Source organism: Maribacter sp. 1_MG-2023, assembly GCF_030547005.1.
GTDB lineage: Bacteria > Bacteroidota > Bacteroidia > Flavobacteriales > Flavobacteriaceae > Maribacter.
The window spans coordinates 352,116-366,807 of sequence record NZ_JAUOPN010000001.1; the positions used below are offsets into that span (position 1 = coordinate 352,116).

Below are 14,692 nucleotides of genomic sequence, written 5' to 3' on the forward strand. Positions count from 1 at the left end.
TTATTGTTTGATTAATATTTTAGAATCAAAATAAGAATTTGTTAAAAATAACTCACCAAAACTTAATTATTAATTAACTCAATTTTATTTATGAAGGAAAAGGACAAATTATGGAAGAGGATGCTTTCAGTGTTTTCTCTATTTGTAATCTTGGCAATGCAACAAGGCCATGCGCAAGATGTAATTAATGGATCCGTTAGTGATGAACAAGGTACGCCGATACCAGGTGCAACCATTCTTATTGAAGGAACAACTAAAGGAGCTGTTGCTGATTTTGATGGAGTTTTTTCGATTAATTCAGCATCTGGCGATGTTTTAGTGATTTCATCAATTGGTTTTAAAACTAAAAAAGTAAGTGTAGGTGCAAATGAGAATTTAAAAGTTGTTCTTATCGAAGACCTTGCTTTGTTAGATGAAGTTGTTGTAGTCGGTTATGGTACACAGAAGAAAAAAGAGGTAACAGGTGCCGTAGTACAAGTAAAGTCTGATGTTATTAGTATAGCTCCTGTGACTGATATTAGCGAGGCAATTCAAGGTCGTGTAGCAGGTGTAAATGTGCAAGCTGCAAGTGGGCGTCCGGGAGAAGCTGCTAACATTCAAATTAGGGGTGTTGGATCTTTGCTCGGGAGTTTAGAACCATTGTATGTTGTAGATGGGGTTCCGTATGAATCTAACCCTAACATCGCTCCGGATCAAGTAGAGACTATAGACATATTAAAAGATGGTGCTGCAGCTTCTATTTATGGTGTAAGAGCTTCAAACGGGGTTATTTTAATTACGACCAAATCAGGTAAAGAAGGGAAGTTAGATGTTAACTTTTCTACATACACAGGTATTCAGAATATAACTTCAGGAACACCTTTGATGAATACACAACAACAACTATTTGCAGATTTTTCTGTAGATAATGTTTTAAACGGTGGTAATCTGCCAGGATACTTTATTACTTCTCCAGAATTATTGGATTATGATAGTGACTTTGTAGGGGATGTACAAAATAACAACGCACTATTTAGAAACTATGAGTTGGGTATTAGTGGTGGTTCTAAAGATTTGAATTTAGGTTTTAGTACTAGTTATATCGACCAAGAGGGTGTTCTAATCAAATCTGGTTTTGATAGATTGAGTTCTAGATTGACAGCCAATTTTACAAAAGGAAAATTTAAAGCATTTGCTACAGTCGCCTATACCGAAGAAAATAGAGAGCAAGAACCTTTCGCTTATTATGAATATAGTATAGGTCAAAACCCTTGGCAGCTACCTCTAGGGGATTTAAATATTAGTGAAGATAATGTGGTAACAATACCAGTAGATAATACTATTTATTTTGGCTTTTTAGCAAAACAATTATTAAACATTGATGATAGAAAAACAACTTCGACCAATGTTGCTTTCAATATGCAGTATGAATTAGCAAAAGGATTGACTTATAAGTTAAGTTTAAGTAATAATAAATTTGACTATAACCGAAAATTCTTTAGACCTACATTTTTAATTTATGGTAGAGATGGGGTGTTAAATGCAACGGCTTCTACGCTTGAGGCACAACTTCAAAAAGATTTTACTATGTCTACTAGAAGGGTCCTTGAGAATATGATAAACTATGATGTGAAATTCGGCTCTCATAAAGTAAACACAACATTGGTGTCTTCATTTGAAGATTATACATCAGAACAACTTACTATAGGGGGTATCGGTTTTCCTACAAATAGCACACAAGAAATAGGGCAAGCTTTTTCTGCAACTACACCAACTAGTTTTGTAAATAATTATGCACTATCTGGCTTGCTAGGTAGAGTTCAATATAGTTATGATGAGCGATACTTATTGTCTGCAAGTATTCGTAGAGATGGTTCTTCTAAATTCGGACCAGATAATAGATATGGTACTTTTGGAGGTATTTCTGTTGGATGGAATATTGCCGAAGAAAATTTCTTTAAAAATTCATTTTTGGGTGATGCGGTCAATAGCTTAAAGTTTAGAGCTAGTTATGCAGAATTGGGTAACCAAGATGTTCAGCCTTATGCTGCATCTACTCAAATAGAAACTGGTGTAAATTATTTATTCGGACCTAATGAAGCTATTGCTTCAGGATTGATACAAAGGAGAAATGCAAATCCTGATTTGAAATGGGAAACGAGTGTTTCGAAAAACATCGGATTTGATTTAGCTATGTTTCAAAATAGATTGACATTGACTGCTGATTTTTATAGCAATGATAAGCAAGATATGTTGTTGCCATTTCAAACACCGCCTTCTTTAGGTACATCTGCGCCGGGTGCAGAAACCGTGTATAACCCTATATTTATTAATGCGGGTAAAATGACCAACGAAGGTGTAGAAATAGCTTTAGGATATAAAGGTGATTTTAAAAGTGGACTAAAATATAATATCTCTTCTACGTTTACGAAAAATACCAATGAGATTATAGATTTAAACGGAATAGAACGTGGGTACTCTAATGGTAGACCAACATTTTCTTTAGGTAACAGTATAGATGAAACTACATTTTTTGCGGTAGGTCATGAAGCAGGATCATTCTTTTTATTGAAAAATGAAGGCGTAATTAAAACTGATGCCGAATTAGCAGAATACCAGCAAATCAATCCATCTGCAGCAAAAGGCGATATTCGTTATGCCGATGTAAATGGTGATAATGCAATTGATGATAATGATCGTGTATATGCCGGTTCTGGTCAAGCAGAATGGGAAGCTGGTTTAAATGTTGATTTAAACTATAAAAACTTTGATCTGTCGGTTCAGACTTATATGTCTTACGGCGCTGAGTTATTTAACGGTGCACGATTTTTCGCCTATACTCAAGGTAGACACTTAGATCAATATTATCAATGGTCTCCACAAAACCCTACTTCTGATATTCCTAGTTATAGAAATAGTGAGGCTACAGAAAGCATTAGAGCAAGATCAGATTATTGGATAGAAGATGGTACATATTTAAGAATTCGAAATATTACTTTGGGTTATTCATTACCTAAAGAATTACTAGATAAAACCAAAATTGGTAGCATACGATTATATCTAACAGGATTTAACCCTTTTACATTTACTAATTATACAGGTTATGATCCAGAAGTTGGTGGTAATGGTATAAGCACAAGAGGTGTTGATAGAGGTAATTATCCTGTAACCAGAAGATTTGTTCTAGGGGTTAAAGTTAAATTTTAATAACTAATTAAGAAAAAAATGATACAAGTTATATTAAAACACAAAGTGTGGTCTATTGCAATAGTAGCCTGCTGTATATTATCTCTAGCTAGTTGTTCAGAGGATGAATTTTTAACAGTAGATAATCCGAATTCGATTACAGATGCAACGTTTTGGAATACACCAACTCAGTTCAATACTGCCTTAACGACAGTATATGGCGCAATGCAGTTTCAGGCAGTAAGCGGTAGTGGATTGTCACAAGAAATAATTAGAGCAGACATTGCAGATACCTATTCTTTTTTTGGAAGATGGAACATTTTCAGACAACTGAGCTATACAGATAATAGTGAGCAAATAGTTAATAAGTGGAATCAATTATATATAGGTATTTTTAGAGCTAATCAGATAATAAATAACATTGAACTTGCCGATGAAACAGTTTTTGCTACAGGCGAAAAAGAAGCTATTTTAGGGCAAGCAAGATTATTAAGAGCTTTCTTCTATTTTCAATTGGTTCATACTTATGGTAAAGCAGTAATACGTACCGAGGTTTCTACGACAGAATTAAGTAAAGCACTTAGTTCAATTGAAGAAGTTACGCAGCAAGTAATACTTCCAGATTTAAATTATGCAAAAGATAACCTACCATTAGTTTGGGACGATAGTTCAGATTTAGGCAGAGTAACATCTGGTACAGCAACATCTTTAAGAGGTAAAGTTTATTTGTTTGCTGAAAACTGGCAACTGGCTGCCGATGATTTTAAAGAAGTTATAGATTCTGGTGTATATGCGTTGGTTCCAAATTCTTTAGACAATTTCACCGATCAAAACGAATTTAATTCTGAATCAATTTTAGAAGTAGCGTACAGTTCTACAGCTAATCCTGGCGCAAATGGAAATAACGTAGATGATACTCCTGGTAATTCAGGTGCTGAAGCTAGTGGCGTGTCTAGTAATTATGCTTCTATTGGTGGCTTTGGCGGATTTAATACCGTAGTAGCAAATTTATATTTACATGAATTATTTACGAACGATGAAATAGATCCGAGTAATTCAGTGAATGCAGGCGGTAATTTGCATTCTCAACGTTTAACTGCTTCTATTTGTCCAAAAGATTTTGAAGGTACCTATTATGGTGTAGATAATACAGATGCAAATGTACATTCTTATAGAGGACTAGGATTGACGGCTTTGGTAAAAAAGCATACAAATTGGTTTCAAGGTACAGCTGAAATAGCTTTAAATAGAAGTGGAATTAATTTCAGACATATTCGTTTGGCTGATGTTTATTTAATGTATGCAGAGGCGGTTTTAAATGCAAGCGGAGATGTTAATGAAGCTATTGAGTACATTGACATGGTTCGTTCAAGAGCTGGTGTTATAACAATACAACAGTACCTGGCCGATAACGGAAATACTTTTCCGCAATTACACATCAGTAAGCAAAGGTATGGTAACCAGCCATTTGTTAGTGCAACAGCCGATAATTTAATGACACACCTTCAGATGGTAGAAAGACCACTTGAACTTTGTTTTGAAGGGCAAAGATGGGCTGATTTAGTTCGTTGGGGTATCGTTGATGATGTATTTACAACCATGGGTGACAATCTGAACTGGAGAAATGATAATTTAGAGTCTATCACAGGACAAGCACCTCTTTTTATCGAAGGATCAATCAATTTGCTTTCGTTAGGCGGTATAGATAGATATAGTTCAAGTCAACATGATTATCTCCCTATTCCTGCAGGAGAAGTACAAAGTAATAATGATTTATAATATTTAAGATATGAAAACAAAATTTAAAATATTAACAGCGTTTGTAGCGGTTCTAATAGGTCTGTATTCTTGTGAAGATATTTACGATGATATAGAACTAAATGAAGCTAATAGTAGAATTATTGCTACATCTCAAATGAATTTTACCAATACAATAAGAATTGGTAATAGCATTACTTTAGGAGATTTATCTTCTGGAGTAGCGTCACGATTATGGACTTTACCAATTGGTGTCGCAGATATTGTTGGGTCTGATAATGATGAAACATCAACAGAGCAAAATGTCAAGGCAATTTTTAATGCTGAAGGTGAGCACGATGTAGTTTTATCTCAAGTTTTTAAGGGTGAAGCATACGATCTAGCAGGAAATATCATTGGTAAAGAAATAGATACTACCATTGTTGTTACAGTACTACCTGAAATAAAAACTGTTCTTAAAGCATATAGACTAGACGAAGATGGATCACAAGGAGATGAATTAAGTCTTACAAGTGGAGCAAATAATGAAGTTACTGCAGGTAAGGCGGTTCGTTTTATAGTAGATGAGTCAACTCAAGGTAGTCCTGATAGTTTTGTGTGGACTGCAGAAGGCGGTACTAGACTTAGCCTATCTGAAGATAAGAGAATTTACGATGTGCGTTATAAAAAAACGGGTTCTTTTGGCTTAGAGCTTATATCTTCATTGGCAAGACCAGTTGGAGAAGAAATCATTACGCTAACAAGTTTAATTAATGTAATACCTTCTACTGAACCAGTACAGTTAGATGGAATAGAGGCAGTAGGGACTAGTATATTCTTGAATTTTAGTAGAGATATGGATGAAACTACAGGTATTCCTTCAGATTTTGTGGTATCAATAGATAATGGCGGAATATCTAATCCAGCAATCACTTCGATTACGGTAAATCCTAATACGGCAAACTTTGTAGAGTTAAAACTAGATATACCTCAGTTTTATTCTGATGATATGATAAGTCTTTCTTACACAAAAGGAAGTTTGTCAACTTTAGATGGGGTTATAGCCGATTCTTTTACTGATCAAGAAGCAGTACTAATCGAACAAAACCTTTTAATTGGAACTAGCTACGATTATAGTATGGAGACTGGTGGTGCTGATTGGAGAGATGTTGGATGGGGTGGCGTTTGGGGTCAGTTCACAGCAGTCGTTAACGACGCAAGAGCTAAAACGGGTACGATGGCTACTCAAGCTAACATAGAAGCAAATGGTGGTATGATATACGCTTATAAGCCAGAAGCTATTGATAATGCCAAATTTACTTTTGAAGCAGGTAAGAATTATAAATTAGGGGCTTGGGTTTATATTACAACTCCCGTGACAGGTACAGCAGATCTTAGATTTTATGTAGTTCCTCCTTTTAAAGAAGTTTTTATAGCAGAACTTAATGCATCAACACCTCTTGATAAATGGGTTTACATTAGTTCTGATGAATTTAATTTCTTAAGTGATACAACCAGTGAAATCTTAATTAGAGGTAATAATCAAAATAATGGTGCAGAGTTACTATTTACTATTGATGATATTACAATTACTGAAGTTGTAAATAAACCTTAACCGTGCTTAATGAAAGGTAAATAAAGAAAAGTTGTTGAGTTAGTAATTTGTTAGAAAAGAGGGGAAGCATAGCACTGTTTTCCCTCTTTTAATTTTTATCAAATAGCAACATTTGGGTCTCATATTAAAATGCCACAAAAATTTTACCAACATTTTACGTAACGAAGACTATTGTGTATCAATTAAATTAAATGCAAGATGATATTGATGATGTCTTTGATAGCGTTGTAAATTTTTAAAAATCTTAAATAATTATTTACAAAATTAAAATTATGAATAAAGCCCTTGTCTTAATAGTGTTACTTGAAAGCTTATTTCTAGGTAGTTGTTCTAGTCAAAACAGTGAGCCTACAAAAGAGGAGCCCATTTCGAAGGAAATTATAGATGAAGAAATCGTTGATAAAGAAGAAGGTGAGAATGATGTATCCTTTTTGCCTAGTCCGAAGGAGGAAGGTACGGTATGGACTATTCAATTTGATGTTTCCAGTGAATTTAATTACGAAAATGGGAAATATTCGACTGAATTTTCAAACGATTGGAACGATAGTTTTTTCAACGGATGGACTGGTCCAGGAATAACTAGATACACCCCAGAACAATCTTCTATAGATGCTGGTGAGCTAGTTTTCAAAGCTACAATTGTCGATGGTAAAATATTAACTGGTTGTATAACTTCTAAGGCAAAAACATCATATCCTATGTATATGGAGGCTAGGGTAAAGCTCAGTGAATCTGTGCTCTCCTCTGCAGTATGGATGCTAAGTGATGATTCTACCGAAGAGATTGATAATTTAGAGGCATTCGGTGCAAAAAGTAACGACTATTTTTCTAAACGATTACATTTAAGTCATCATGTTTTTATAAGAAAGCCATTTCAAGATTATCAACCAGAAGGTCAAGAAACTTGGTATGCTGATGGTAATGGAACAATATGGTCAGAAGATTATCATACCTACGGTGTTCTTTGGCTAGATCCTTGGAGTTTGTCCTATTATGTAGATGGTGTTTTAGTTCGCAGAACTCCGGTTGACGAAATAGATCCTGAAAATTATACAAGCGGTAATGGTTTAACAAAGCCAATGCACCTAATTATTAGTGCTGCTGCGCAATCTTGGAGAACAACTCAGGACATAGATTTTTTAAATGACCCAACGGTAACAAACGAAGAAAACACAATGATGCATGTGGATTGGATACGGGTGTATAAACCAGAATAAATAAAAAACAGAAGCCAGATCATAAGATCTGGCTTCTGTTTTTTATACTTTACTTTTTAGTAACCTAAGAAAGACTATTGCTATAGGCAACAATGATAATCCCTATAACCATACAGCTTAAACCCATATATAAGAACTTACGAGCCTTTGGTGAAGCGTTGACCCATTCTTTAGTGATAATACCACTTATAATAGCCGTAACCACACAAGCTGTATTGAATATGGCATACCCTACCGTATTACCTGATGCACCCAATTTGTATGCTGCAAAAGCAAATAGTGCAGACGCAGCATAATGAAAGAATGCCATGACTAATATTAGTATAAAGTTTTTGCCGAATGCAGGTGTCTTAAAATCTCCCCATGCCTTTTTAGTGCTTAATTGCCAAAGAAAATAAGCGGTCATAACAATACCACCACTTATAAAAATAGGAAACATTACAGCCACGGCGGTAATCCACTCTGCATTACCTGCAGCCTGGCTAGCTTCATGTAAATATGGTCTACCAGCTGCATTTGCATAACTAAAGCCAGTTGCAAGTAAGCCGCCAATAACAGCAATTAGAATACCTGTGGCCATCGAGCCTTTTTGTTCGCTGTTCTCATCATTTGCCTTTTCAACTTTTTCACGAATAAAACCAGCTTTACCGTTCGCAAAAATTCCTATTAATACAACGAATAAGCCTAATAGAATAGTTGTTAATTTGTTTGTAGGTGGTAAACCATCTTCAATAAATGGTAATACCGATCCCACTAAAATAATTGTACCTATAAAAAGTGAAAAACCTAATGATAGACCAATATGGTTTATCGCCTTACTCCACATCATAACCCCAACGCCCCATAGAAAACTGGTTAAGCCCATTTTTACCCAAATATCTGTTGGCATATTGCCGAAAATATCTCCAAATCCATTGATTAGGGTAACCGATGCTATAATGGGTACAACGAACATGGTTAATAAAAAGAACAAACTCCAAGTATTTTCGTACTTAAAATCTTTCGTAAATTTTTCGGGTAGGGCATAAAGCCCCAACATTAGTCCGGCAAAAATGGCCAGTAAAACTCCTTCTGTCATAATTGGTTATTTAGTGAGTTGATTAGTTGTTGTTAAAATGAAAATTTAAAAACAGTTGTGCTTTTAAAATTTTCACCTGCTTTTGTAATTGATTTGGGTGAACCTTCAATGTTTGGACCATTAGGGTATCTATGTGTTTCACAGCAAAACCCTTTATATTTTCCGTATTGAATTCCATTTTCCCTTTTTAAATCATCTGAGGTGTATTTGCCTGTATAAAGTAACATACAAGGTTCTGTAGAAAAGACATCTAAACGTATTTGTTCTTTTTCACTAGAAATAGAAGCAACTTGATTTAAATCTGCTTTTTCATTATCGAAAACATAAAAATGTTCAAACCCGTCATTTATGGCTTCATGAACATCTCCAATTCGTTTTGAAACTCTTAAATCGTCAGCCTGATTTTCAACATTGACGATTTTTCCAGTAGCAGCTCCAGTATCATCAAGCTCCAAACGTTTATTGGTATGTACTTGAGCGTTATGGTTTTCTATAGTTTCAGAAAATCCCTCTAAATTAAAATAAGTATGGTTGGTAATGGAAAGGGGAGTATCTGCATCAGTGGTTGCATTATAATCAATCTTCAACTCATTATCATCTGTCAAAGTAAAGGAAACATCAACCTGTACATTACCAGGAAATCCCTCTTCCATATCTTTACTTAATAAAGACATTTTAATGGTTGACTGATCATTGTTTTCAAAAGTGGAATCCCATATTCTCTTGTCAAAACCAACAACGCCACCATGTAAATTATTTGTTCCGCAATTACCTGACAAATCATATGTTTTACCATTTAGGCTGAATTTAGCATCTTTAATTTGAGAACAATATCTACCCACTGTTGAACCGAAATAAGGTGAATTTGCTTTATAATCTTCAGAAAAATAACCTTCTATCGTATCAAAACCACAAGCAATTTCTTTCAATTTTCCATTGACATCAGGAATCTGTATCGATGTAATGGTAGCACCGTAGTTAGTAATTTTTACTACCATACCGTTGGCGTTTTTCAAGGTATATAAATCTACTTTTTCTCCTGCTAAATTTCCGAAATCACTTTTTATGGGTTTCATACGTTTTTTTTATTGTTGATAAGGGGCTAATTTGTTCCAATCGAATACTACACCTGTTCCTGGTTCATCAGAAGCTACAGCTCTGCAATTTTCAACAACTAAAGGTCTTGTAGTATATTCATCAATAGGGAAACTGTGAACTTCTAACCATCCGGAATTAGGTTGGGCAGAAACTAAACTAACATGTAATTCTTGCATACCGTGAGAGCAAGCAGGTATACCGTGCTTGTCTGCTAAACGGGCAGCTTTAAGCCAACCGGTTACACCACCACAGTTAGAGGCATCTGGTTGTATAAAGGATAGTTTAGCTTGGTCAAAAGCATATTCAAATTCATGAATGGTATGTAAATTTTCTCCCATAGCTAAAGGGAATCCTGTTTTTTCTACAATTTCAGCAAAACCTTTATAATCATCTGGTATTATGGGTTCTTCAAACCAAGTGATGTCATACTTTTTAAATCCTTCAATTGCTTTAATTGCTTTTTCTATGGACATAGAATAATTGGCATCTACCATAAAGGTTACATCTGGACCAATAAATTCCCTGACAGCTTTAATTCGTTCTAAATCTTCTTCTAAGTTTTCTCTTCCTATTTTGATTTTCACGGCATTGAATCCGTTATCTAAATAGGTTTTCATATTGTTTAAAAGCTTTTCTATAGGGAACTGTAAATCTATACCGCCACAATATGCTTTACAGGTATTGCCCTCACCACCTGCCATTTTCCATAAAGGTTGACCGGCTTTTTTACATTTTATATCCCATAGGGCAATATCGATGGTCGAAATCGCAAATGATGCTATACCACCACGACCTACATAATGTATATGCCACTCCATAAAATCGTAAATACCATCTATATCTGTACCGTCTTTACCCACGAGAACGTTGGCAAAATCATGATCAATCATGGCTTTTATTGAAAAACCTCCTTTTCCGCCTGTATATGTATACCCGGTACCTTCACTACCGTCTTCTAAAGTTATGGTAGTGGTTACTAATTCGAAATGTGTGTGATCTCCATGTTTTGCATCGTTCATTACTTCAGGTAAAGGAACTTTAAAAAGTTTGGCGATTACGCTCTTAATTTTTGTACTCATCTTAATTAAATAAAAGGTGCTATTAATTACACTTATTACTACTTATGCTTTATGTCTAATATAAAAGGTTTTCTTTTCCATGTATTGTTCAAAACCATACTTGCCATCTTCACCACCAGAACCAGATAATTTGTAACCATTATGGAAACCTTGGTGTTGTTCACCATGACCACGGTTTACATATATTTCGCCGTATTCCAATTCATCATTACATTTCATGATAGTGTTCATGTCATTGGTAAAAACCATAGCAGCTAATCCATATTCACAGTCATTTGCATAGCCAATTACTTCATCAAAAGTTTTAAATTTTAAAACGGGTAAAATTGGACCGAACGATTCTTCATGAACAATAGTCATATCTTGCGTTACATTGGTTAAAACAGTAGGTTCAAACCAAAAACCTTTTTCAAATTCTGCACCTGTAGGTCTTTTTCCTCCGGTAGCAACAGTTGCTCCTTCTTCAATACTGACAGCTACTAAATGCTCCATATGCTTTAATTCTGATGCATTTACTTTAGGGCCCATATCCGTATCTTCTAGCATAGGATCCCCAACTTTTATTGCCTTGGTTTTAGCAATGAATTTTTCCATAAACGTATCATAAATACCTTCGTGTAAATACATTCTTTCGTTACAGGTACATACCTGACCACAATTATCAAAACGAGAATGTAAAGCGGCATCTACTGCAGCATCAATATCTGCATCTTCAAATACAATAAATGGGGCTTTACCACCTAATTCTAATTGAACGTGTGTTAGATTTTGAGCTGCATTTCTTGCTATTTGCTGACCAACAGGCGTAGAACCTGTCATAGTCACCATTTTGCAAATAGGACTTTCAACTAGTGCATTACCCATTGCTCTACCTGGACCAGTTAAAATATTGATTACCCCTGCAGGAATACCTACTTTGTTTGCTAAATTACCAAGTTCTAAAGTTGCTAAAGGTGTTTCAGAAGTAGGCTTAATTACAATAGAATTACCTGCAACTAGAGCCGGTCCTAATTTACGACCCGCTAATGCCAACGGGAAATTCCATGCTGTAATGGCAACAACGACGCCACGAGGTACTTTTTGAATCCAAATTTGTTCGTTTGGATTGTCTGAAGGAATAATATCACCCTCTATTCTTCGTGCACCTTCGCAAGCATATCTAATGAATGATGCAGTAACAGCAACCTCAAAACGAGCAACCTTTAAAAGTTTACCTTGTTCTTTGGTCAATAATTCAGCTAAATATTCTGTATTGGCATCAATCTCATCTGCCAACTTATACAATAGATCTGCTCTTGTTCTGGCAGGTAGTTTTTTCCATTCTTTTTGCGCTTTATCGGCAAACTCAAGAGTTTCTATGGCTTCTTCAGCAGTACCGTTTTGTACACGTGCTACAACTTCTCCATTAGAAGGACTAATGATATCAATTGTTTCACCTGATGTTGATGTTCTCCATTCTCCGTTTATAAAAAGCTTGTATTCCTTAATTGATGACATAGTATATTGTATTATTGTTTCGTATTCGTTTTTCTATAAGCATCCATTCTATCGGCTGCTTTACCTTCAAATTCTCGTCTTAATTGCCAAAGTGGTCTTTCCATTGTAAGTTCCCATTTGAATAATTTCTTGTAGAGATCTTTTACTTTTTCAGGATGTTGTGCAGCTAAATCATTGGTTTCAGATTCATCTTCCTTAATATTGTATAATGCGGCCGGGCGATCAGGAAAACGAATTAGTTTCCAATCTTGATTTCTAATGGCGCCTCTGTTTTCTTTTTTCCAGTATAGAAACTCATGAGGTGCTTCTGTTTTTTCACCTTTTAAATAGGGTAGAAGGTTTACGCCGTCTAATCCTTCAATTTCAGAACTATTTCCGCCTGCCGCCGATAAAAAGGTAGGGAATAAGTCTAAGGTGCTAATTGGATAATTGTAGGTCTTGTAATCGTTAAATTGGTTAGCCCAAGACAATAGAAAGGGTACTCTAATACCGCCTTCTAAATGATTTGCTTTTGTACCGCTTAACGGACTATTGTCAGATTCATTAGCGTCTGATGGTCCACCGTTATCATTGGTAAAAACAATTAAAGTATTATCTGTTAACCCTCTTTTTTTAAGTTCTTTTAATACCTTTCCGATTGCTCTATCCATGGCTAAGGTCATCGCTGCCAATGTTTTTCTTTTTCCTTTGAGATTTGGAAATTTAGCTAAATCTTCAGCTGTGGCTTCCATAGGTGTATGTACTGCATTGAAAGACAGGTAGATGAAAAACGAATTTTCTTTATTTCTGTCAATAAAAGAAATTGCTTCGTTGGCTAGTTCATCGGTGAGATAGCCTTTGTGTTCTGAGAAATTACCAAAGCCTTGTTCTAATTTGTCCTCGTTTCTAGTGAGTAGATTGTTTTTATCAAAAGGCAAATAACTACGGGCACCGCCTCTAAAACCATAAAATTCATCAAATCCACGTTTAGTTGGGTGAAAGCGGTCGGCATTGCCTAGGTGCCATTTTCCAAAAAGTGCAGTTTTGTATCCTTGTTTTTTTAAATGATCAGCTATTGTTTTTTGACCTAATGGCAAACCCATTTCATCATCCGCCAAACAAGATATACTCATATACCCAGGTACATTATTTTCTTCAAAGCCAAACTTTTGCTGGTATTTTCCGGTTAACATCCCTGCTCTTGATGGTCCGCATACTGCAGCACTTACATAGGCTTGCGTAAATTTTATACTTTTATTCGCAAGCTTATCTAACTCTGGGGTTTTAAATTCTTTACTTCCTTGAAACCCAAAATCGGCATAGCCTGCATCATCGGATAAAATAAAAACAATATTTGGTTGCTGTTGAGCAATTAAAAAACTCACCTTAAAAAAGCCTAACAGAATTAATATTATTTTCATGTACCGATGATGCATTGTATACCTTTTTTTGAATTATTATTATCTACCCATCCATCCGCCGTCAACAAGGGTAATTGATCCATGCATGTAGTCTGATGCTTTTGAGCATAGGAATACAATTGGACCAGCAAAATCTTTAGGCTCACCCCATCTACCTGCCGGTATTCGAGATAAAATAGAAGTTGCTCTATCTGGATCATTACGTAATGCTTCAGTATTATCAGTAGCAATATACCCTGGAGCAATACCATTAACATTAACACCTTTACTAGCCCATTCGTTAGCGAAAGCCATTATCATTTGACCAATTGCACCTTTACTTGCTGCATAACCCGGTACTGTAATACCGCCTTGGTATGTTAATAAAGATGCAGTAAATACTATTTTTCCTGAACCACGTGCAATCATGTCTTTTCCAATCTCACGTGTTAGAATAAATTGGGCATTCTGGTTTACTTCTATTACTTTATCCCACATTTCATCTGGGTGCTCTGCTGCCGGTGTTCTTAAAATTGTACCTGCATTGTTTACCAAAATATCTATAGTTGGGTGATTGGCTTTTACCTCTTTAATAAATTTGTAAAGTGCTTTTCTATCTGAAAAATTACATTGGTATGCAGTGAATTTTCTACCCAGTGCAGTGACTTCTTTTTCTACAGCACTACCTGTTGCTTCTAAAGATGCCGATACACCTATAATATCTGCACCGGCTTCTGCTAATGCTAAAGCCATACCTTTTCCAATTCCTCTTTTGCAACCCGTTACAAGTGCTACTTTACCGTTTAGGCTAAAACTATCTAATATGC

At 35.4% G+C, this 14,692-nt stretch carries 10 protein-coding genes; 4 read left to right on the plus strand and 6 right to left on the minus strand.

Translation table 11 applies throughout. The features are described 5' to 3' along the window. Window positions 1–90 precede the first annotated feature (90 nt). The 4 genes from Q4500_RS01610 to Q4500_RS01625 all read left to right on the plus strand — a co-directional run bounded on the left by Q4500_RS01610 (window position 91) and on the right by Q4500_RS01625 (window position 7,734). Entirely contained in the window at window positions 91–3,186 is a 3,096-nt protein-coding gene (locus Q4500_RS01610) for a TonB-dependent receptor (protein ID WP_303598012.1), read from the plus strand. Window positions 3,187–3,204: 18 nt separating this feature from the next. Continuing rightward, window positions 3,205–4,944, plus strand: a complete 1,740-nt coding sequence (locus tag Q4500_RS01615) for a RagB/SusD family nutrient uptake outer membrane protein (protein ID WP_303598013.1) — start codon at window positions 3,205–3,207, stop codon at window positions 4,942–4,944. A 10-nt stretch (window positions 4,945–4,954) separates the two neighbouring features. Further along, entirely contained in the window at window positions 4,955–6,517 is a 1,563-nt protein-coding gene (locus Q4500_RS01620) for a hypothetical protein (RefSeq protein ID WP_303598014.1), read from the plus strand. Between the two features lie 272 nt (window positions 6,518–6,789). Further along, window positions 6,790–7,734, plus strand: a complete 945-nt coding sequence (locus tag Q4500_RS01625; RefSeq protein ID WP_303598015.1) for a family 16 glycosylhydrolase — start codon at window positions 6,790–6,792, stop codon at window positions 7,732–7,734. A 64-nt stretch (window positions 7,735–7,798) separates the two neighbouring features. Here the strand turns inward: Q4500_RS01625 and Q4500_RS01630 are convergent, their stop codons facing one another. The 6 genes from Q4500_RS01630 to Q4500_RS01655 are packed head-to-tail and all read right to left on the minus strand — an operon-like array spanning window position 7,799 to window position 14,690. Continuing rightward, on the minus strand, window positions 7,799–8,812 hold the full coding sequence (locus Q4500_RS01630) for an L-rhamnose/proton symporter RhaT (RefSeq protein ID WP_303598016.1): 1,014 nt from the start codon (window positions 8,810–8,812) through the stop codon (window positions 7,799–7,801). Between the two features lie 32 nt (window positions 8,813–8,844). Then, window positions 8,845–9,888: an aldose epimerase family protein gene (locus Q4500_RS01635; protein ID WP_303598017.1), complete on the minus strand. Its 1,044-nt coding sequence runs from the start codon at window positions 9,886–9,888 to the stop codon at window positions 8,845–8,847. 9 nt (window positions 9,889–9,897) lie between these two features. Next, window positions 9,898–10,989 carry a mandelate racemase/muconate lactonizing enzyme family protein gene (locus Q4500_RS01640; protein ID WP_303598018.1) on the minus strand — a complete coding sequence of 364 codons (1,092 nt, stop codon included), beginning with the start codon at window positions 10,987–10,989 and terminating at the stop codon, window positions 9,898–9,900. A gap of 42 nt (window positions 10,990–11,031) precedes the next feature. Further along, complete coding sequence (aldA, locus tag Q4500_RS01645) at window positions 11,032–12,486, minus strand: aldehyde dehydrogenase (protein WP_303598019.1); 1,455 nt, start codon at window positions 12,484–12,486, stop codon at window positions 11,032–11,034. Between the two features lie 11 nt (window positions 12,487–12,497). Further along, a complete protein-coding gene (locus Q4500_RS01650) occupies window positions 12,498–13,886 on the minus strand; it encodes a sulfatase (protein ID WP_303598020.1) in 1,389 nt (462 codons plus the stop codon). Window positions 13,887–13,925: 39 nt separating this feature from the next. Then, on the minus strand, window positions 13,926–14,690 hold the full coding sequence (locus Q4500_RS01655; RefSeq protein WP_303598250.1) for an SDR family NAD(P)-dependent oxidoreductase: 765 nt from the start codon (window positions 14,688–14,690) through the stop codon (window positions 13,926–13,928). Window positions 14,691–14,692: the final 2 nt, after the last annotated feature.